General features: G+C 72.5%; 18 protein-coding genes. 5 read left to right on the top strand and 13 right to left on the bottom strand.

Going from position 1 to position 20073, the window contains the following annotated elements:
- Positions 1–40 precede the first annotated feature (40 nt).
- From C2L59_RS02210 to C2L59_RS02195, 4 genes are read right to left on the bottom strand one after another with little or no spacing between them, the layout of a single operon-like run.
- Positions 41–1759, bottom strand: coding sequence for an aminotransferase class V-fold PLP-dependent enzyme (locus C2L59_RS02210; protein WP_103347821.1), 1719 nt, complete (start codon positions 1757–1759; stop codon positions 41–43).
- Positions 1756–2523: an amino acid ABC transporter ATP-binding protein gene (locus C2L59_RS02205; RefSeq protein WP_103347820.1), complete on the bottom strand. Its 768-nt coding sequence runs from the start codon at positions 2521–2523 to the stop codon at positions 1756–1758. The genes C2L59_RS02210 and C2L59_RS02205 overlap by 4 nt, the downstream gene beginning before the upstream one ends.
- Positions 2516–3394 carry an amino acid ABC transporter permease gene (locus C2L59_RS02200; protein ID WP_103347819.1) on the bottom strand — a complete coding sequence of 293 codons (879 nt, stop codon included), beginning with the start codon at positions 3392–3394 and terminating at the stop codon, positions 2516–2518. The genes C2L59_RS02205 and C2L59_RS02200 overlap by 8 nt, the downstream gene beginning before the upstream one ends.
- A complete protein-coding gene (locus C2L59_RS02195; protein WP_103347818.1) occupies positions 3381–4328 on the bottom strand; it encodes an ABC transporter substrate-binding protein in 948 nt (315 codons plus the stop codon). The genes C2L59_RS02200 and C2L59_RS02195 overlap by 14 nt, the downstream gene beginning before the upstream one ends.
- 96 nt (positions 4329–4424) lie before the next feature.
- Between C2L59_RS02195 and C2L59_RS02190 the strand changes: the two genes are divergently transcribed.
- Complete coding sequence (locus C2L59_RS02190) at positions 4425–4874, top strand: Gfo/Idh/MocA family protein (protein ID WP_370444709.1); 450 nt, start codon at positions 4425–4427, stop codon at positions 4872–4874.
- Here the strand turns inward: C2L59_RS02190 and C2L59_RS48555 are convergent.
- Together C2L59_RS48555 and C2L59_RS02185 are read right to left on the bottom strand one after the other, a co-directional pair.
- A complete protein-coding gene (locus C2L59_RS48555) occupies positions 4777–4995 on the bottom strand; it encodes a hypothetical protein (protein ID WP_233223229.1) in 219 nt (72 codons plus the stop codon). The genes C2L59_RS02190 and C2L59_RS48555 overlap by 98 nt on opposite strands.
- Positions 4996–5132: 137 nt before the next feature.
- Positions 5133–6338 (bottom strand): glycosyl hydrolase family 8, encoded by a 1206-nt coding sequence (locus C2L59_RS02185; RefSeq protein ID WP_103347817.1) that lies wholly within the window; start codon positions 6336–6338, stop codon positions 5133–5135.
- A gap of 155 nt (positions 6339–6493) precedes the next feature.
- On the opposite strand from C2L59_RS02185, the gene C2L59_RS02180 reads away from it, so the two are divergent.
- Positions 6494–6895, top strand: a complete 402-nt coding sequence (locus C2L59_RS02180; protein ID WP_103347816.1) for a PPOX class F420-dependent oxidoreductase — start codon at positions 6494–6496, stop codon at positions 6893–6895.
- On the opposite strand, the gene C2L59_RS02175 is transcribed toward C2L59_RS02180, so the two are convergent.
- The 3 genes from C2L59_RS02175 to C2L59_RS02165 form a co-directional block, all read right to left on the bottom strand.
- Positions 6892–7434 carry a TetR/AcrR family transcriptional regulator gene (locus C2L59_RS02175; protein ID WP_103347815.1) on the bottom strand — a complete coding sequence of 181 codons (543 nt, stop codon included), beginning with the start codon at positions 7432–7434 and terminating at the stop codon, positions 6892–6894. The genes C2L59_RS02180 and C2L59_RS02175 overlap by 4 nt on opposite strands.
- Entirely contained in the window at positions 7434–8978 is a 1545-nt protein-coding gene (locus C2L59_RS02170) for a long-chain fatty acid--CoA ligase (RefSeq protein ID WP_103347814.1), read from the bottom strand. Before C2L59_RS02170 ends, C2L59_RS02175 begins: the two co-directional genes overlap by 1 nt.
- A 123-nt stretch (positions 8979–9101) precedes the next feature.
- Complete coding sequence (locus tag C2L59_RS02165) at positions 9102–9464, bottom strand: helix-turn-helix domain-containing protein (protein WP_103347813.1); 363 nt, start codon at positions 9462–9464, stop codon at positions 9102–9104.
- A 92-nt stretch (positions 9465–9556) separates the two neighbouring features.
- Between C2L59_RS02165 and C2L59_RS02160 the strand changes: the two genes are divergently transcribed.
- Positions 9557–9943, top strand: a complete 387-nt coding sequence (locus tag C2L59_RS02160) for a RidA family protein (RefSeq protein WP_103347812.1) — start codon at positions 9557–9559, stop codon at positions 9941–9943.
- Here C2L59_RS02160 and C2L59_RS02155 read toward each other — a convergent pair.
- From C2L59_RS02155 to C2L59_RS02145, 3 genes are all read right to left on the bottom strand, one after another.
- The gene (locus tag C2L59_RS02155; protein ID WP_103347811.1) at positions 9940–11142 is read right to left on the bottom strand and encodes a GTPase; all 1203 of its coding nucleotides are present in this window, start codon (positions 11140–11142) and stop codon (positions 9940–9942) included. The genes C2L59_RS02160 and C2L59_RS02155 overlap by 4 nt on opposite strands.
- On the bottom strand, positions 11139–12920 hold the full coding sequence (locus C2L59_RS02150) for an isoniazid inducible protein IniA (RefSeq protein ID WP_199198867.1): 1782 nt from the start codon (positions 12918–12920) through the stop codon (positions 11139–11141). The genes C2L59_RS02155 and C2L59_RS02150 overlap by 4 nt, the downstream gene beginning before the upstream one ends.
- 101 nt (positions 12921–13021) lie before the next feature.
- The gene (locus C2L59_RS02145; RefSeq protein WP_103347809.1) at positions 13022–14005 is read right to left on the bottom strand and encodes an IniB N-terminal domain-containing protein; all 984 of its coding nucleotides are present in this window, start codon (positions 14003–14005) and stop codon (positions 13022–13024) included.
- Between the two features lie 300 nt (positions 14006–14305).
- On the opposite strand from C2L59_RS02145, the gene C2L59_RS02140 reads away from it, so the two are divergent.
- Complete coding sequence (locus tag C2L59_RS02140; RefSeq protein WP_103347808.1) at positions 14306–15418, top strand: molecular chaperone DnaK; 1113 nt, start codon at positions 14306–14308, stop codon at positions 15416–15418.
- Complete coding sequence (locus tag C2L59_RS02135; protein ID WP_103347807.1) at positions 15415–17793, top strand: helix-turn-helix transcriptional regulator; 2379 nt, start codon at positions 15415–15417, stop codon at positions 17791–17793. The genes C2L59_RS02140 and C2L59_RS02135 overlap by 4 nt, the downstream gene beginning before the upstream one ends.
- On the opposite strand, the gene C2L59_RS02130 is transcribed toward C2L59_RS02135, so the two are convergent.
- On the bottom strand, positions 17790–19991 hold the full coding sequence (locus C2L59_RS02130; RefSeq protein ID WP_103347806.1) for a hypothetical protein: 2202 nt from the start codon (positions 19989–19991) through the stop codon (positions 17790–17792). The genes C2L59_RS02135 and C2L59_RS02130 overlap by 4 nt on opposite strands.
- Between the last annotated feature and the right edge of the window lie 82 nt (positions 19992–20073).

Genomic DNA, 20073 nt, shown 5'->3' with positions numbered 1-20073 from the left:
CGTTCGACCGGCTCCGGCACACGCCGCGAACGCGACAGCGTCAGGCGCGGATTTCGTTGAGGTAGTTGTAGATCGTGTACCGGGTGACGTCGAGACGCCCGGCCAGGTGGTCGACCGCGTCCTTGATGAGGAAATAGCCGGCTTCGTCGAGTTCGCGCACGACGGCCGCCTTGTGGCGCTTCTTCATCAGGTCCACCGGGATGCCCGCCTTCGTCACCGCCCGGTCCACCAGGAACCGCTGCAGGCTGTCGACGTCCGGCGGGAACGTCTCCGGCTCGCCGTTGCCGCCAGGGGACGCGGCCGTGTCGACGCTGTTGACGCACAGGCAGCCGACCGCCACGCCGTCGGCGTCCCGCAGGAACAACGTCGACGAGCGGATCGCCCGGCCGTCCGGGCCGTGCGTGCGGTAGTTCGTCAGGTCCTGGGTGGTGCCGCGGCGGACCAGGCCGAGCAGCAGGTCGGTCATCGGGCCGCCGACGCTGCGGCCGGTGAGGTCGCCGGCGATGGCGACGATCGAGTCCGGCAGCCGGCTCAGGTCGTGCAGCAGGACCTCGTTGCCCGGGCCGAGCATCGCCGCGAGCCCCGGGATCGCCGGGACCAGCGCGGTGAGCACCTCGTGCGTCGTCGCGCCCGCGGCCGGGACGACCAGCGGTTCGCGAGGCCGCGTCAGGGTCTCCAGCGCCTCCCGGAGCAGGTCCGCGGCCGCCGCCGGCGTCGACGCGTGCGGCGACAACCGGACGTGCTCGGGCCGGACGGTCGCCGCGATCCCGGCGTTGGCCAGTGCCGCGCCGACCTGCTCGGCGGGGTGGCCGGGCAGGGTGAACGCGAGGATCCCGGCCCGCCGCCCGGTCGCCGAGACGACTTCGGCGCCGCAGGACGCCAGGACCTCCTCGAAGGAGCCCAGCCGCTCGGCGATCCGCGCCGCGATGGCGCCGACCCCGGCGTCCTCGACCAGCTCGAGGGCCTCGGCGAAGGCGCCGGAGGTGATCGGGCTGAGGTTGGAGATCGACCACGCCTGGGCGGTGCCGTCCGGCGGGTGGATCTCGTCGTCGAACAGGCCGGGGTCGCGGGCGCCGGTCCAGCCGGACAGCACCGGGTCCATCCGCTCCAGGGCGCGGTCGGACAGCACCGCGAAACCGGTGCCCCAGCCCGCGCGCAGCCACTTCTGGCCGCCGACGACCAGAACGTCGGCAACCTCCCACGGCTCGTCGACGACGCCGAAGCCCTGGATGCCGTCGACGACCAGCAGCCGGTCACCGACGGCGTCACGCAACGCGGCGAGGTCGGCGCGGTGACCGGTGCGGAAGTCGACCGCGCTGACGCTGACCGTCGTGATCTCCGGCGTCAAGCACTCCGCCACCCGCTCCGGCGTGACGTAACCGCTGGCCAGCCGGCGGACGCGGAGGCGACCGGCCTGCTCGGCACGGGCCCACGGGTAGGTGTTGGCCGGGAATTCCGCCGCCGAGACGAGCACCTCGCCGCTGCTGTGGAACGCGGCCTGGAACAGCCCGAGGCTGGTGTGCGGCAGCAGCACGGTGTGGTCGGTGTCCGAACCGGACAGCCGCGCCGCGGCGGCCTTGGCCCGGACCTCCTGCCGCATCAGTTCGTCCACTGTGGACGGCCCGGCCGTGGTGGCCTGGTCGAGCAGGGCGGCCGTCGTGTCGAGCACCGCGTGCGAGGGCGGCCCGAAGCGCGCGAAGTCGAGGTAACCGGCGGGCTCGTCGAACTGGAGCAGGTACCGCGGCGAAATCCGCGTCACGCGAGGATCCTCGCCAGGAACTGCCGGGTGCGTTCGTGCTTCGGCGCGCTCAGCACCTCCGACGGCGGCCCGGTCTCGACGACGCCGCCGTCGGCCAGGAAGACCACCTCGTCGGCGGCCTCCGCGGCGAAGCTCATCTCGTGCGTCACGACGACCATCGTCATCCCCTCCCCCGCCAAGGTACTCATCACTTCCAGGACCTCGCCGACCAGCTCCGGGTCGAGCGCGGACGTCGGCTCGTCGAACAGCATCAGCTTCGGTTTCATCGCCAGTGACCGCGCGATCGCGACGCGTTGCTGCTGCCCGCCGGACAGCTGCGCCGGGTAGGCGTCGGCGCGGTGCACGAGCCCGACGCGATCGAGCAGGTCGAGGCCCTGCTTGCGGGCGTCGTCCGGTTTGATTCCGAGCACCCGGATCGGGCCCTCGACGACGTTCTCGAGAGCCGTCCGGTGCGCGAACAGGTTGAACCGCTGGAACACCATGCCGATGTCACGCCGCTGGCGCGCCACCTCGCGTTCGCGCAGCTCGTACAGCTTGCCGCCGCGCTGCCGGAAGCCGATGGGCTCGCCGTCGACCCAGATCTGGCCGGCGTCGATGGTTTCGAGGTGGTTGATGCAGCGCAGGAACGTGCTCTTCCCGGCCCCGGACGGGCCCAGCAGGCAGACGACCTGTCCCTTGTGGACTTCGAGGTCGATGCCGCCGAGGACTTCGGTGTGGCCGTAGGACTTCCGGACGCCGACGGCACGCAGCAGGGGTTCAGACACGGGCACTCCTCACCAGCGGCACGCCGCGCAGGGCCTTGCCGGCGCGGGACAGCGGCCCGCGGTCGGCCTGCCCGAACGCGCGTTCCAGGTAGTGCTGGCCGACACCGGCGACGGTCACCACGACCATGTACCAGACGGCCGCGGCCAGCAGCGTCTCCATCACCAGGAGGTTGTTGGACGAGATGTTGTTGGCCGCGTGGATCAGCTCGGTCACGCCGATCACCGACGCCATCGACGTGCCCTTGAGCATGTTGATGAAGTCGTTGCCGGTCGGCGGGATGATCACGCGCATGGCCTGCGGCAGCACGACCCGGCGCAGCGTCGCGGCCGGCGTCATGCCGATCGACTTGGCCGCCTCGGTCTGCCCGCTGTCGACGCTGTTCAGGCCCGCTCGGACGATTTCGGCCATGTACGCGCTTTCGTTGAGCGCCAGGCCGAGGAACGCGGCGGTGAACGCGCTGATCAGCACGTTCGTCTGCGCGTGGACCAGGAACGGGATGTCGATCACCGGGAAGACGAGCGCCAGGTTGTACCAGAGCAGGATCTGGAGCAGCACGGGCAGGCCGCGGAAGATCCAGATGTAGCCGGCGGCGAACCACCGCGCGACCGGGTTGGCACTGCGGCGCAGCAGGGCGATGACGATGCCCAGCACGATCGCGACCGCTTGGGACAGCACGGCGAGCACGACGGTGTTGAGCAGGCCGGTCGCCATCACCTTGAAGAAGACGAAGTCCGGGACCTGGCTCCACGCGATCTGCGCGTTGCCGAGGGCGATGCCCAGCAGGACGAGCAGGGCCAGGATGATCGCGGCGGCGACCCAGCGGCCCCAGTGCCGCAGCCGGACGATCGGGAGCGGTTCAGGAGCCGCCATTGATGGCCGCCTTCTCGATGGCGCCCTGCTCGACGCCCCACGCCTGCAGGATCTTGCCGTAGGTGCCGTCGGCGATCAGGGCCTGCAGCGCCTTCTGCACGGAGTCGCGCAGGGCCGTGTTGGTCTTGCTGACGCCGATGCCGTACGGGCCGCCGTCGATCGGTTCGCCCGGGACGACCTCGAAGAACTTGCCCTCGCCGGCCGTGCGCGAAATGTAGACGGCGCTGGGCAGGTCGTTGAGGATCGCCTGGACGCGGCCGGTGCGGAGCTGGTTCTGGTTCTGGTTGTCGCTGTCGGTCGCGGTGACGGTGAGCGCGGGCTTGCCGGCCTGCGTGCACTTGGTGCTCTGCGCTTCGGCGAACTTCTGGTGGCTGGTGCCCTGCACGACGGCGACGTTCTTGCCGCAGAGGGTGTCCGGGCCGGTGATACCGTCCGGGTTGCCCTTGCGGATCATGATCGTGATGCCCGAGGTGAAGTAGTCGACGAAGTCGATCTGCGCCTGGCGGGCCTTCGTGTCGTTCATCCCGGCCATGGTCAGGTCGATGCGGCCGGACTGGAGGCTGGTGATGAGCGAGCCGAACGCCATGTCCTGGTGGGTGACCGGGACGCCGAGCTTCGCGGCGATGGCCTTGGCGAGGTCGACCTCGTAGCCGATCGGGGTCTTGCCGTCGGCGGCGTAGAAGTTGTTGGGCGCGGACTGCAGGTTCGACGCCAGGTGCAGCCCGGCCTGCTTGACGGCGTCCGGCAAAGCGGCGTTGAGCTGGGCGTCCTTCTGCACGCCTTGGACGATGGCGGCGGTGTCGGGGATGCCGGAGGCGGGCGCACCGGCGGCCTGCGACGTCCCGCCCGCGCCGTCCGGACCACCACCGCACGCCGTCACCAGCACGGCCAGGCTCGCGAGCAGCACCACCTGCACGGCACGGAAACGGGACATAACGGACCTCCACTGTTCGGCTGGCCGGAACGCTACAACTCGTTGTTGAAGAGGTCAACTGCATGTTGAAATCTTGGCGGTGCGAACTTCGCGGGCATCGGCCTGCGGATCGGCATCCTGGGGGCGGCTCGCATCGCCCCGGCGGCCCTGATCAAGCCTGCCTCTTCGGTTTCGTCGGTTACGGTCACCGCCGTCGCGGCCCGGTCCCTCGACCGCGCGCAAGCGTTTGCGACCAGGTACGGCATCGCTCGCGCGTACGCCGGTTACGAGGAGTTGCCGGCGGATCCCGAGATCGACGCCGTCTACAACCCGCTGCCGAACGGCTTGCACGGACGGTGGACGAAGGCGGCGCTTTCCGCTGGGAAGCACGTCCTGTGCAAGAAGCCGTTCACGGCGAACGCGGCGGAGGCGCGGGAGATGCGGGCGGGGCCACGATGGACGCGGGTTGCTACGCGGTCCACATGGCGCGGGTGTTCGGCGGAGAGACGCCTGCGGTGGTGTCTGCGTCGGCGAAACTGCGGTCGCCTTCGGTGGACCGGGCGATGACGGCGGAGCTCGCGTACCCCTCGGGGCACACGGGGCGGGTGGAGTGCTCGATGTGGTCTTCGTCGGTGTTGAAGATCAGCGCGAAGGTGTTGGGCTCGCAGGGATCACTGCCGGCGTTCAACCCGCTGATGTCCGCGAACCCAGCTGAGCCGGGACGTCCGCGAGGGCGACCGGACCTAGGGCACCACCGGGCTGCCAGCGCGCGAACCCACTCGCCGGCTGTCCCGCACCCGGAACAACCGGGTGCGGGACGAACCCTCAAGCCGCCACGTAGTTGCCGCTCAGGATCAGCAACACCTGGATCGTGATTCCCGTCCCGTAGTAGTCCGTTGCGTCCGGGGACCACGACGACACCGCCGTCCACAGTTTGTCCAGCCAGGCCTGGCTGGCCGGGTCCGTCATCGCCGCCACCGCGAACGGGGCCGTGAAGCACGGGTGCCGGCCGCTCTCCGTCTTCGAGCCCGACAGCGAGTAGCCGCTCTGGATCTTCGACGGGTCGCTGCCCGTGGCGGACTTGATCCACGTGTTCATCTTGCGGACCTGGGCGACCGCCGCACTTCCGGAGTACGAGATCGCGTCCGCGCCCAGGCGCCACGGGTCGCGGCAGGCGTTCCAGCTGTACTTGCCGTCGTACTGGCCCTCGAGGAAGTCCGCCGGCGCCGGCTTGGGTGTCGTGTTCGAGTTCACCACGAAGTCCGGCAACAGGCCCGTGTTCGGCGCGTACGACGACTGCAGCTGGCTCACCGCCGTCTCCGAGCGGGTGCGGACCGACGTCCAGAAGCTGTCGCCGGTCGCCGTCGCGAACGCGCGCAGGTGGCCCGGCATCCAGTCCGAGGAGCGCGAGCTGTTCTTGTACTCCGCGTCGTTGCCCCAGTCGCCGAGCAGGGTGAACTTCGTGGTGCCGTTCACCTCGCTCTTCTTGATCGCGTTGATGATCCGGACGGCTTCGGCCTTGTAGTCGACCGAACCGCCGCTGCCCCACTTCTTGTCCGCGATCAGCAGGCCGTAGGCGATTTCGAGGTCGCCGTCGGTGGCCGAGTCGCTGCCGTTGACGCTCTTGCAGTTCCCGTCCTGCTCGGCCGCGTGCAGGTCCTTGTTGTTGACCGACGGGTGCGCCTTGACGAACTTCAGGATCCCGTCGACGATCGAGCGCGCCTGCGGGTCCTTCTCCGCCATCATCGCCGAAATCGTCATGCCGTACCCCTCGCCCTCGGCGACGAAGGAGTGGTCGGCGTCCTTGGACAGCACGGCGTAGGTACCGCTGCCGCACTTGGTCGTCAGGAAGTTCTTCTTCCAGAAGTCGTAGTACTTCTGCAGCGCGGCATCCTGCGTGGCCTGCGAGACCGACGGCCGCAGCGTTCCCGGCACGTAGGGCGTGCCGGCCGCGGACGCGGTCCCCGGCACGCTCACCAGCCCCGCGGCGAGCGCGGCCGAAACCACCACCGCCCGGACGACTCTCTTCATGACTCCTCCGTAAAAGACATCGTTGGCTGCGGCGAAGGTGGTCGAAGCCTGACAGAAGGTTCAAGACCGGGTCAAGACTGTTAAGAAACTTTCCTTACTATTACCGTGAGTGGGTCCACACCGCCCCGCGCACCCGGACGGGCTAGCGTGGACCCATGACGATCGACCTCGACGGCCGCGGGCCGGACTTCCGCGCGTTCTGGACCGAGCGCCACCTGGCCACGCTGACCACGGTCCGGCCGGACGGCACCCCGCACGTCGTCGCGGTCGGCGTCACCGTCGACTTCGAGGCCGGCCTCGCCCGGGTGATCACCTTCGCGCCGTCGGTCAAGGCCCGGCTCGTGCGCGCCGCGGGAGCGGCCGGGATCCCGGTCGCGGTCTGCCAGCTGGACGGCCCGCGCTGGTCTACTTTGGAGGGACGCGCGGTGCTGCGCGACGACCCGGAATCGGTGCGGGACGCCGAAAACCGGTACGCCGCCCGCTACCGGCAGCCGAAGCCGAACCCGCAGCGGGTGGTCATCGAGATCACCGTGACCCGGGTGCTCGGCAACGCCTAGCCCGCGCGGGAGTGCACCAGCCGCGTGTACTCCCGCAGCAGTTCCGTCAGCTCGCCGTGCTGGCCCGCCGACGCCAACTGCTGGTGCCCCACCAGCAACGCCATCCCGAGCGACGTCAACGTCCGGGCCAGCGCGCGGTCGCCGACGATGCCTTCGACCGCCTTGCCGACCGTTCGCACCCGGGCGTCGTCGACGCGGTTTTGGGCCGCCCGTACGGTTTCGTCGTTGCGCGCCCACGCCCGGATGGCCGCTTCGGCCTCGTGGGGCAGGCCGAGGGTGAGGTCCATCAGCGCGGCGAAGTCCGCCGACGGGCCGCCGGTGCCGAAGTTCCGCTCCTTCAGGATCAGTACCTGGCGGTTCTCCCAGTGGTCCAGCAGCTGCGCCACGAACCCCGGCCAGCCACCGAAGTGGTGGTAGAACGAACCGCTCGTGACGCCGAGGGCGCGGCACAGCGCACCGACGGTCAGCTCGCTGAACCCGTGCTCGGCCAGCAGGTCCAGCGCGGCGCCGAAGTACGCCTGCCGGGTGACCGGCGCCATCAGACGTTCCGGTCCCGGTCCCGCCAGTAGGGTTCGCGCAACGAGCGCTTGAGGATCTTGCCCGTCGCGTTGCGCGGCAACGCGTCCACGACGTCGACGCTGCGCGGGCACTTGTAGCGGGCCAGCCGTTCGCGGCAGAACTCGACGATCTTGCCGGCGTCGAGCCCCTCGCCGGCGACGACTGCCTTGACCTGCTCGCCCCACCGGTCGTCGGGCACGCCGATCACGGCCACCTCGGCGACGCCGGGGAATTCCGCCACGACCCGCTCCACTTCGGGCGAGTAGACGTTCTCGCCACCGGTGATGATCATGTCCTTGACGCGGTCCTCGAGGAACAGGAACCCGCCGTCGTCGAGGCGCCCGACGTCGCCGGTGCGGACCCAGCCGTCCACAATGGTCTCCGCGGTCGCCTCGGGCTTGCCGAGGTAGCCCGCCATCCGTTGTTCGGTGCGCACCCACACCTCGCCGGTGCCGGCGTCCTGCGCGGTGACCGGGTCGACGATCCGGATGTCCACTCCGGACAGTGCGGTGCCCGCCGAGGCCAGCCGCTCGGGGCGGGTGGTGTCCCGGTGCGCCTCGGGGTCGAGCGCGGTGACCGCACCGGACAGCTCGGTCATGCCGTAGACCTGCGCGAACATGACGTCCGGCCAGGCGGCGAGCACGGTGCGCAGCAACGGGAGCGGCATCGGCGAAGCGCCGTAGCAGAGGTACTTCAGCCGGGAGAACGCCTGGAGTGCGGCCTCGCCGGCCTGCGCGATCCCGGCCACGACGGCGGGCACCAGGAAGGCGTGCGTGATTCCGGCCCGCAGCGCCGCGAACAGCGACCCGGCGTCGGGCTCGCGGGTCAGGTAGGACGGTTCGCCGTAGAGGAACCCGGAAACCGCGTAACAGCTGCCGCCGACGTGGAACAGCGGCATCGCGACCAGGTTGACGTCGCCCGGGCCGATCGGGAACGCCGTGCCCGCCGCGAGGCCGTGCGCGAGGATGCTGCGATGGGTGAGCACCGCACCCTTCGGGAACCCGGTGGTACCGCTGGTGTACATGACCAGCACGCCGTCGTCGGTGTCGACGGCGGTGCCGTCGTGCGGCGCGGCGGAGGTCAGGAAGGACTCGTACTCGTCGGCGTCCCCGCCGACGACCACCACGCGCTCCAGCGCGGGCAGCCGGTCGCGGATCGCGTCGAGCGCGGGGCGGAGTTCGTCGCCGACGAAGATCACCTTCGCGCCCGCGTCCTCGAGCACGTAGGCGAGTTCGTCGCCGGAGAGCCGCCAGTTGACGACGGCGTTGGCGGCCCCGAGCCCGGCCGCGGCGAAGGTCGTCTCCAGGCAGGCGGGGTGGTTCTTGTCGACGAACGCGACCCGGTCACCGCGGGCGATCCCGGCGGCGGCCAGTGCGCCGGACAGCCGCCGGACCCGCTCGTCGAACTCCGTCCAGGTCCAGGTCCGCTCGCCGAAGACGAGGGCGGTGCCGGCGGGGCGTTCCCGCGCCCAGTGCGCCAGGAGCTCGCCGAACAACCGGACCCGCGGGCGGACGTCTTCGGGCATGGGAGCCCCCTTCGGGCCGGCACTGGACCATAGACCGGTCTATGGTGCGCCGCGGCCCTGCGGGCGTCAACACCGGACAACCGGTGGCAAACCGGGCCGCCGGTCGGTGCTTTGGTGACGCGGTCAGCCGTCGAAGCGGTGCCGGGCGGCTTCGATGTCCTCGATGAACCGCTGGGTCCAGCCGCACATGCTGTCGACCGTCGCGCGCAGGCCCTGCCCGGGCTCGGTGAGGGTGTACTCGACGCGCGGCGGCACGGTCGGGTACACCTCGCGTTCGACCAGCCCGTTGCGCTCCAGCATGCGCAGGTTCTGCGTCAGCATCTTGTGGCTGATGCCCGCGACTTCGTTGCGCAGCTCGCTGAACCGCAGCGTGCGCTCGCCGAGGGTCTCGATGATCAGGAACGCCCACTTGTTGGCGACGTCCGAGAAGATCTCGCGCGCCAGGGAATCCGCGCGGGAGAGGTCCGCGTCCTGCTTGGTCACCATCTGGTTCCCCCGTCACCGAAAAGTGCCTTCTTCCGCATTGCCCAACACTCTCCTACGGTTTCTGGGTAACCACAAGAGAGCACGGAGGAAAGATGGCTGTCACCCTGCTGAACGCTCCCGAGCTGCCCGAGGTCGGCGTCTACCACCAGGTCGCCGTCGCCGAAGGGACGAAGCTCGTCTTCGTCGCCGGGCAGGTGGCCTGGGAAACCGGAGGGGACCTCGCCGCGCAGGTCGAGCAGTGCTACGTCAACGTCGCCGCCGCACTGGCCGCGGCCGGCGGCTCGTTCGACGACGTCGCGAAACTGACCTGCTACGTCGTCGACTGGACCCCGGACAAGATGCCGGCGCTGCTCGACGGCATCGCCCGCGGCAGCGCCGAGGTCGGCACCACGGCGAAGCCGCCCGCCACGCTCATCGGCGTCGCGGCGCTGGACGTCCCGGAGCACCTCGTCGAGGTCGAGGTCACCGCCGTCCTCTAGGCGAACAGCGCCAGCAGGCCCTCGGCCGAGCGCACCACCACGTGCGCCGCCGCGCGTTCCGCGTGGGGGCGGTCCGGGCGCTCCGCCTCGTGGCGCCAGCGCCGCAGCGCGTCCAAGCCCGCCTCGTAGATCTCGTTCGGGTCCGCGTCCGGCTCCAGGTCCAGGCGGTCGGCCGGGGCCGTGCCCTGGGCGCCCAGCAACCGGACCGCCTCCTCCGCCGGCTCGCCCGACAGTGCCGTGCGGCCGCCGCGGATGTCGGCGATCAGGCGCAGCTCGCGGAAGTCGTGCGCCGCCGCCGCGAACCGCTCCACCCGGGACACCAGGCGGTCGCCGCCCGGGCGCGGGTGCGCCGCCAGCAGCGCCTCCAGGCGGATGACCGCCGTCCGCGCGCGCAGGGCCTCGGCCCGGGCCACGAAACAGCCGGCGAGGGTGTCCCGCAGCTCGCCCAAACCGCTGCGGCGCACCAGTTCCGCGGACAGCTTCACACGGTCGTCGCAGCCGGTGCGGATCAGCGTGAGGGCCAGCCGGACGCCGAACATGCCGAACCGCACCACCAGCGACCGCCGCGTCTCGACCGGGATCGGCCCGGGGAACGCCGGGTCGGTGAACGAATCCACCGACAGCACGTGCCGTTCCAGTTCCTCGCGCGGCACCGCGGCGAACGCCGCCAGCAGGTCGAACTCGTCGTCGCGCAACGACCGGCCGCCGTAGGCGAGCTGCCCGGCGACGGCGATCACGCCCAGGAACCCCGTGCACAGCGGGTCTTCCCGCCACGCGCGCCGCGCCAGCTGCTTCGCCGTGAGCAACGCGTCGATCCGGCCCGCGCCGACCTCGTCGGCCCGCGACAGCACCAGCACCGAGTTGACCGCGCTCTGCCGCGCGAACGCCGAGCCGCCCGGCGTGTGCGCCGCCGCGAGCTCGTCCGGTTCGAGGTGGCGGACCAGCCGGACCGTCGCGTCCGGGACGTCGTCGGCCGGGCCGGGATCGTCCAGCAGCACGAGGTCGCGCAGCGCCCGCGTCGGCCATTCACCGAGTGCGGCGGCGAGCGTCGTCTTCCCCGACGACGGCGCCCCCGTGAAGGCGACACGCAGCGGCTGCTCCAGCCGGTTCAGGCAGTCGTTCAGCAGCGCCGAAGCCCGCGGGTCGTCCCGGTAGAGCCCGGCCGCGGCGTGCAGCAGGTCGCGGACGTCCTGGGTCACGCCGAAAGTTCCCGTCGCTGCTGCCGTCCGGCGAGCGTGCCGAGCTCGCCCGCGCGCTGGTGCAGCGCGGCGAGCCGGTCGATCTCGCGGCGGATGTGGACGGTCCGCCGCTCCCGCTCGGCGGTGCCGGCCAGGATCGTCTCGCGCTCGCGCGTCAGCTCGTCGGCGAGTTCCTCGGCCAGCCCGGTGAAGTGGTCGCGCAGCCGCCGCTGGACGACGCGGATCGAGTCGCGGCATTCCTTGCTGAACCGCAGGAACACGTCGTCGACGTGCCGTTGCGCCGCCTGCTTGGCGACGGCCTGGCGCCGCTGCAGGCGCATCCCGCCCTCGTCCTTGATCGTCTTCGCGGCGAACGCGGCACCGGCGCCGAGCGAAACCGGGTTGATCAGCGGCAGCCCGGCGAGGCTGGTGACCAGGCCGAACATCAGCACGCCGCCGTAGGACCCGCGCAGGCCGGTGAACGCCTGCTGCCCCACCTTGAACTTCTCGATCTTCGGCCGCCGGACGTCGTCGAGGCTGTCCACCCCGGACCCGTCGAGCCGCAGATCGGGCAGCGCGAGGTCGTACTGGGCGCCGAAGCAGGCCGCGACCGCCTGGGCGATCCACTCCGCCCGGTCGGCCAGCCACGTGTAGTTCGTGTCGACGGCCTCGGCCAGCGCGTTGTCCAGCCACGGCGCGAATTCGTCCCACACCTTCGCCGGGTCGCCCTCGTCGAAGGTCCGGTCGATGGTGTTGACGATCTTGCGGGTCCGCTCGCGCAGGTCGTACTCGGCGTCGGAGAGCAGGTCGGTGATCTCGTCCGAGAGCAGGTTCTGCCACCGGGTGTTCTGCCGCCGCAGGTCGTCGGCGCGGCGCTGGGCCCGCTGCAGCAGCGCGGCCTGGCCGAGCCCGGCGTCCTGGCCGGCGGTGTCGGCCCGGTCGCGCAGGGATTCCACGAGTTCGGCGGCGGCGGCGCGCACGCCGACCGCGGCGAGCAGCGCGCGGGACTGCTCGGTCGGGCGCGCGGCCTGCTCGGCGATCCAGCCCAGCAGCTCCGGGAAACCCGAGCGGGCGTTGAGATCCGCGTCACCCGCCTTCGCGGCGGCTTGGCGTACGACGGCCGAAACCGGCAGGACGGGCGCGTCGATCCCGGCCTCGCCGAGCATGGCGCGGTCGCGTTCGGCGACCGCGCGCCACCCCGGGCAGGCGTCGATCTTGGTGAGCGCGAGCACGACGTGCGGGCACCAGGTGCGCACGTGGCGCGCGAGCGCGAGTTCGGCGGCGCTCAGCGGCGCGGTCGCGTCGGAGACGAGGATCACCGCGTCCGCTTCGGCGAGCACATCCAGCGCCGCGGCGGTGCGCGGTGACCGCGGGTCACCGACCGGCGGGGTGTCGACCAGCACCAGGCCGGCCGACAGCAGTTCGCGCGGCACGCCGACCTCGACGCGGCTGAGGGTGCCGGCGGGCCGGGCACCGAGCTCGCCGGTGAGCCGTTCGACCGCGACCGGGATCCGTTCGCGGGACCGGCCGACCAGCGTCGCGGCGGGTTCGGCGGCGTAGGCGATTTCCGTGGGTACGGCCGGGGTCGCGGCGTCGCCGACCGCGCACACCGGCGCGTTCAGCACGGCGTTGAGCAGATAACCCTTGCCCTGTTTGGGGAAGCCGAGCACGCCGAGCCGGGACTGCCCGGCCGGGGCGTCCCGGCGTCTGCGCAGGCGCTCGGCGAGATCGGCGCGGCCGTGCGCACGGCACGCGTCCAGCGTCTCGTTGAGCACTTCGAGCCAAGCCGGTGCGGTCACGATGGTCGAGTGTCCCCGGTTCACTCCCCGTACGCACACCGGGTGCCCGTCCCGCGGCTGCACCCAGACCGCGGGACGGGCACCGGTGACCGGTTCGGGGATCAGTGCCCGAGGTGGATGTCGTTGTGGCCGAGGTCGCCGACGTGGATGTTGCCCAGCGCGTTGTGGCTGAGGTTGTCGGTGACGCCCGACACCACGTCGTGCACCGCGTCGACACCGTTGTTGCTGGCGATGTCGCCGACCGAGTTGTGGTCGACACCGGCCGCGCCGGTCACCGTGGTGACGGTGTTGTGGGTGATGTCGCCGATGCTGTGCTGGACGGTGTTCGTCAGCTCGCCACCGACGTGCTTGAGGTCCAGGTCGCCGACGTTCTTCAGCGTGCCGGTGAAGTCGCCGACGTGGTTGGTGACGTCAGTCGCGCCGGTCACGGCGCCGGTGACGGCACCGGTCAGGTCGCCGGCGTGCACCGGGGCCGCGACGTGGCCCGTGACACCCGTGACGACCTGGTCGGCCTGGCCGACCACGTTGCCGCTCTCGACCGCGCCGGTGACGGCGCTGCCCAGGTTGCCGAGGGCACCCGCGTCGATGCTCTGCGCCAGGTCGTTGCCCAGGCCGAGGGACCCGGTGACGTCGCCGGCCAGCGCGGTCACGCCGGCGGCGGTGTTGGTGACGTCGGTCACGGTGGTGACGGTGTGCCCGAGGTCGCCGACGGCCGGGAGGCCGAGGCCGCCGACGCCCGGCAGCTCGCCGCCGAGGTCGCCCACGACCGGCAGGTCCGAGGTGGCCGGCAGGCCGAGGCCCGCGGTGAGGGCGGTGAGCTGGTCGATCGCGCCCTGGATGCCGGTCGCGTCGGTGCCGACCGCGGACAGGTCGCCGACGACGGGCAGGCCGCCGACGGCCGGGAGGCTGTCGACCGGCACGTAGTCGAGCACCAGCGGGATGACCTCGTGCACGTCGGCGGCGCTGACGTCGCCGAGACCGGCGGCAGCGAGCACACCCTGCGGGTCCGTCCCGAAGGCCGCCAGCGCGGTCGGGTCGTTGAGCAGGTTGAGGGCGAAGTCGTGCAACGTCTGCACGGAGTCCATGGGGTTTCTCCAGATCCGGTGGTTCGGGGGACGGCGTCGGCCGCAAGGACCGGTGCTCCGTCATCAAGGTAGGGAGACCGTCCCCCAACGCACATCGGGGATCACTCCGAGTTGCAGTCCGGTCAGCCGATAGGGGATCGATATGTCATCGTTAGGGAGTTAGGGGCTCATCCGAGACGCGCTCAGTTGGGTTAAATCCCTCCAGACCCTTGCCTGACTAACCCGTTTGGGTGAGGATGCCCCGAACCCTAGGGGGATTCCCCGCCCCCGATCGGCCCACGACGTGAGGAGGAAGCGCCGGTGCCCTACGTCCTCGGGATCGATGTGGCACAGGGCCGGACCCACGCCGCCACCTGCCGCCGCCAAGGCCCCGGCTGGGGCGACCCCGAACCCCTCTGGCTGGGCGACCGCTCCCCGGCCGCGGCGTCCGCGCTGTTCGTCGACGACGAGGGCTACCTGCTCACCGGGGACGCGGCCGCGCAGGCCGGCGCCCGGGTGCCGTCCCGGCTGCTCACCGGCTTCCACCGGCGGATCGGCGACGACGTGCCGATGCTCGTCGAAGGCGAGCCGTTCCCGCCCGAAACGCTGACCACCGTGCTCGTCGAAGGGATCGCCGAGCACGCCGCGAACCTGTTCGGCGGGCCCCCGCACCACGTGGTGCTGACCCACCCCGGCGACTGGGGCGGCTACCGCCGTGACGTGCTGCGCCGGGCCCTGGCCGACGCCGGGTTCACTGCCGTCACGCTGGTTCCCGGCTCGATCGCCGCGCTCGGCGCGCACCTGCCGGTCCCCGGCCCCGGCGCGCAGGTCGCCGGGGTGTGCGAGTTCGGCGCCGACGGCGTCGACGTCACCCTGGCGACGGCGACCGGCGCGAGCGGCTGGCAGGCCGGCGCGAGCGCCGAGGGGGTCGCCCCCGCGGCCGCGCTCAGCACGCTGTTCGCGCTCGCCGGCTCGGCGTCCGCGGTCCCCAAGAGCCTCGCCGGGGTGGTGTTCTGCGGTGACGTCCCGCCGCACGCGCTCCCGGCTCGGCCGCCGTGCCCGATGTTCGCGGGACCGGTTCCGCCGGCGACCGCCGCCCTCGGCGCGGCCGCCCTCGCGGCCCGGCGCGCCGAGGGCCGGGTGACCCCCCAGGAACCCCCGGCGGTCGAGACCACCCTGCTCCCCCAGGTGGACACGCTCGGTGAGCTCGGCGAGCGGCCGCCCCGGCCGCCGGTCGACATCACGCCGTTCGAACTGCCCGAGCGCACCGGCCCGCTGAACCTGTTCCGGCGGCGGCGCCCCCTCGCCGCCGCGGTCCTCCTGCTCACCGCGGCCGTCTCAGCGGTGGTGATCACCGTCACCGCCCGCGAAGCCACCGCCGGTCCCGCTCCTTCCCCCGCCCACTGCGCCCCCTCCGGTGAAGGTCACTGTTGAACACACTGCTCACGCAGGTTCCCCCGCCGCACACCGTTCCCGTGCACCCGGCGGCGCGGCAGCTGCTCGACCGCGTCGCCGCCGCGCCGGCCGACCCGCTGCGGCTGGCCGTCGTCGCCCCCGGCGGCTACGGCAAGAGCGTGCTGCTCGCCGCGCTCGACCGCCGCTACCGCGAGGCCGGCGTCGACGCCGTGCTGGTCGACGACGCCGACCGGCTCGGCGCCGACCAGCTCGAGGAGCTGCTCGCCGGCGCGGACGGGCCGATCGTCGTCGCGCACCGGCCGGCCGCGGTGTCGCCCGGCTGGACGCTGCTGCAGCTCGGCCCGCTCGGCGTCGAAGACGTCGCCCTGCTGATGTCCGCGGTCACCGGTTCGCCTGCCGACCCGGCCGCCGCGGCCGAGCTGCACGCGCGCAGCGGCGGCGTGCCCCGCCTGGCCGAGCGCGCGTTGCTCGGGCGGCTGGAGGAGTTCCGGCCCGAGCTCGACGAGCTCGACGACGACGTGCTCCGCTACCTGATCGCGGCCGAGGCCGGCGCCGGGCGCAACCTCGACCTGCTGTGCGCGCTGCTCGACCGCGATCCCGACCAGCTGCCCGCCATCGTCGAGGGTGCCCGCGCGACCGGCCTGCTCGCCCCGGACGACACGCTGCTGCCGCTGGCCGCGGCCGCCGTCCGCGACTTCGGGCCGCCCGCCCGCCGGCTGACCACCGTGCAGCGGCTGGTCGAACTGCAGCTGGCCAACGACCTCCCGGTGCTCGACCTGGCCCGGTCCCTGCTCGGCACGGGCAGCTCCGGCGCGTCCGCGGCGGCCGCGTTCGCCGCGGCGGCCGGGGAAGCGCTGCCTTCCGACGCGCGGCTGGCGACCCGGCTCTTCGAAGCCGCCGCCGAAGCGGGCGACCGCTCCCCCGCCGTCACCGCGGGCTGGGCGCGGGCCGCCGCGTTGTCCGGCGACCTCGACACCGCGCTCCGGCTCGGCGACGGGATGCTCGGCGCGGCCGATGCGGAAACCCGCGCGGCCGGCGCGGAAATCGCCGCGACCGTGCTGGCGCACCGCGGCGAACTGGCCCGCAGCGCCGAGCTCTACCACTGGGCGGGCCGCGGCGGCGCCGACGCGTTCGCGGCGACGGCTTTGGTCGGTACCGGTGACCTCGACGGCGCCCGGCGCCTGCTCGACTCCCCGACGCCCGGCGTCGCGCCGACGCTGTTCGCCGGCGCGGCGACCCGGATGGCCCGCGGCATCGTGGATTCGGTGTCCGGCTGCGCGACGGAGACGTTGTCCACCCTGCTCGGCGCGGCCGCGATGCTGGAGCCCGCGCTGGGCGGCACGTTGCTGCCGGACAGCCCGGCCGCGCTGGCCGCCCTCACCGCGTTGCACACCGGCGAGCTGGCGCTGGCGGAGTCCGTGCTCAGCCGGGCCCTCGCCGGCCGGATCGGCGGCGACCTGCTGGCCGTGCGGCACCGGCTGCTGCTGGGCTGGGTCGCGATGACGGCCGGCGACCTGGCGACGGCCGCGGAACACCGGGACGCCGTCGCGGGCCGGACGCTGGAAGCCCGCGACGAGCTGTTCTTCGCGACGCTGGAGCTCGGCCTGGCCCGCCGGGCCAGCGACCTCGTCGGCCTGCAGCGGTCGTGGAACCGCGCGTACCAGGCGTCGATGCGGCAGCAGACGGACCTGTTTTCGCTGCTGCCACTGGGCGAGCTGGCCATCGCCGCGGCCCGCACGGGCGCGTTCGCCAAGCTTTCCGGCCAGTTCGAACGCGCCCACGGCCTGCTGGCCCGGCTCGGCGAGCCTCCACTGTGGACGGTCTCGCTGGTCTGGCACGAGCTGCACGCGGCGATCACGTTGGAGGACGCGGACGCGGCCGAAGCGCACCTGGCCACGTTGACCACGCACGCCCACTGCGGCCGTCACCCCCGCGCACTGGCCACGGCGGCCCAGGGCTGGCTGGCGGTGCTGGGCGGCACGTTCGCCCCGGACGCGATCTCCGCGGCCGCGGCCGAGCTGCACGACCTGGGCCTGCGCTGGGACGCGGCCCGGCTGGCCGGCCAGGCGGCGATCCGCACGTCCGACCGCAAGGCGATGGTCCAGCTCCTGGAGGCCGCGCGCCAGTTCCAGGGCACCGCGGCCCGCCGCGAGCCGGGCACGGCGGAACCGGCGGCGGGGGCCGGCCTGGCGGCATTGAGCGAGCGCGAGCTGGAGGTGGCCCGGCTGGTCGTGGACGGGCTGACGTACAAGCAGGCGGGCAGCAAGCTGTTCATCTCGGGCAAGACGGTCGAACACCACATGGCCCGCATCCGCGGCAAGCTCGGCGCGGCGGACCGGCGGGAGCTGCTGGCCACCCTCCGGGAACTCCTTTCGCGCCCGGACGCGCCCTAGTCGCGTTTGAGGGCGTTGGTCAGCCCGGCGACGACCGCGGTGGTCAGCACCCAGCCCGCCCCGGTCAGCACCCAGGACCAGACCTGCGCGGTCTCCTGCGGGAACCAGTTCTTCTTCTGGCCCAGGTCGACGATCGGCAGCATGACGTCCAGGGTGTAGGCCGCCGGCTGGAACGCCGGGACGGTGGCGGACGCGGCCTTCAGCTGCGCCGGGTAGGCGCCGGCGAACACGGCGGTCCCGACGGCGACCAGCCCGGCCAGCCACAACCCGGCCAGCCAGGTGCGGTAGCCGTAGCCGACGGTCAAGTAGAGCAGCCAGTTCCACGCCTTGCCGAGCGGGTTGAGCGCCCGGCGCCGCCGCCACTGCTTGGCGATCCCCACCCGGCGCGCGGCCTGGCTGTGGCCGTCCCGCCGGTAGGCCGCGGCGAGCTGGTCGTAGAGCCCCGGTGCGTAACCGCCCTGGTGGCGCGCCAGCCACTTCAGGCGCGTGCGGACGCTGACCGAGTCGTTTTCCAGCACCTCGTAGCTGAAGCCGCGCAGCCGCAGATGCGCCGGCCAGCCGTCGAGGGCGTCGTGGAAGCTCGTCACCCGGGTGTTGGTGAGGTCGACGACGCCGTCCGGACGCGCGCGCGGCGTGAGGAACAGCGCACCCGCGCGGGCGCTCTCGAGGCCGAGGGCCAGGCCGCCCGGGTTTTCCAGGGCGGCGCCGGTGAAGTCGAGGCTGCCGGCGATCTGCGCACCGAACAGGTTCACTTCGCCGACGGCGGTGAACTCGTTGCGGCAGAACATGGCCCGGCCGACGGTGAGGCTGTCGGCGTAGAGCGCGTACCCGTGTTGGTTGGCCAGGGTGGCGCGGTCGAAGTCGAGGTTGCCGCCGACGTGGGCGCTGAGCAGGTTGACTTCGCCTTCGGCGGAGAAGCCGTGCCGGCAGAACATGGCGTGGTCGACCGTGAGGCTGTCGCCGTTGAGCGCGTACCCGAGCGGGTTGCTCAGCCGGGCGTTCTCGAAGTCGAGGCTGGCGCCGACGTGCGCGCCGAGCAGGTTCACCTCCCCGACGGCGGTGAACCCGTTGCGGCAGAACATGGCCCGGCCGACGGTGAGGCTGTCGGCGTAGAGCGCGTACCCACCCGGGTTGCGCAGGGTGGCTCCTTCGAAGTCGACGCTGCCGGCGACGTTCGCACCGAGCAGGTTCACCTCGCCGTCGGCCGTGAAGCCGTTGCGGCAGTAGACGCTCTGCTCGGCGGTCAGGCTGTCGGCGTTGAGGGCGTACCGGCCGGCGGCGTTGAGGACGGCGCCGTCGAGCTCGAGGTTGCCGCCGACGTGCGCACCGAGCAGCCGCACCTCGCCCGTCGCGGTGAAGCCGTTGCGGCAGAACATGGCCCGGCCGACGGAGAGGCTGTCGGCGTTCAGCGCGGGCCCATCCGGGTTGGCGAGCGTGGCGCCGTCGAATTCGAGGCTGCCGCCGATCTGCGCGCCGAGCAGGTTGACCTCGCCGTCGGCGGAGAAGCCGTCGCGGCAGTACATGCTCTGGTCGACGGTGAGGCTGTCGGCGTTGAGCGCGGGCCCGTCGGGGTTGGCGAGCGCGGCGCCGTCGAGTTCGAGGTTGCCCCCGACGCGGGCGCCGAACAGGCGCACCTCGCCCGCGGCGGTGAAGCCGTTGCGGCAGTAGACGCTCTGGTCGACTCGGAGACTGTCGGCGTAGAGCGCGAGCCCGTCCGGGTTGGTCAGGGTGGCACCGTCGAAGTCGAGGTACCCGTCGACGCGCGCACCGGACAGGCTGACCCCGCTCTCCGACGCGACGAGCCCTTCCAGCACGAGGGCCCCGCGCACGTGCAGCTCATCGGCGGCGATCCCGGGCAGGTGGCAGCCCGGCAGCCGGACGGTGACGGCCTGCGCCTGCTGCAGCGTGACGGGGTCGTCGAAGTAGCAGCCGTCCAGCACGAGAGGGCAGCGGAGGACGGCGGATTCGAGATCGAGCCGCCCGGTAACCCGCACCCCACCGAGCCGCACGGCCCGCGGCGGGGGTTGGCTGCCGGTGACCAGCCGGGCGATCAGGTCGGCGCGCACGGTCCGGGCGGCCGGCCACCGGGCGCCACCCGCCGGATCATCGGCCGCGGGATCACCGGTCCGCAGATCGACGAAGGTGCCGATCACGGCGGCCTCGGTCAGCCGCTGCTCGATTCCCCTGCCGTCCGCCAAAACCCCCACCTCCGGCCGGCCGATTCCGGTCCCGCTGACGCCGTGGCGTTCGCGGGACCCACCCGGATGTGAGTCGACGAGC

The organism is Amycolatopsis sp. CA-128772 (assembly GCF_002904295.1).
Classification (GTDB): Bacteria; Actinomycetota; Actinomycetes; order Mycobacteriales; family Pseudonocardiaceae; genus Amycolatopsis.
Note: the sequence above shows the minus strand (reverse complement) of the source record. Positions and strands in the feature narration are given on the sequence as shown.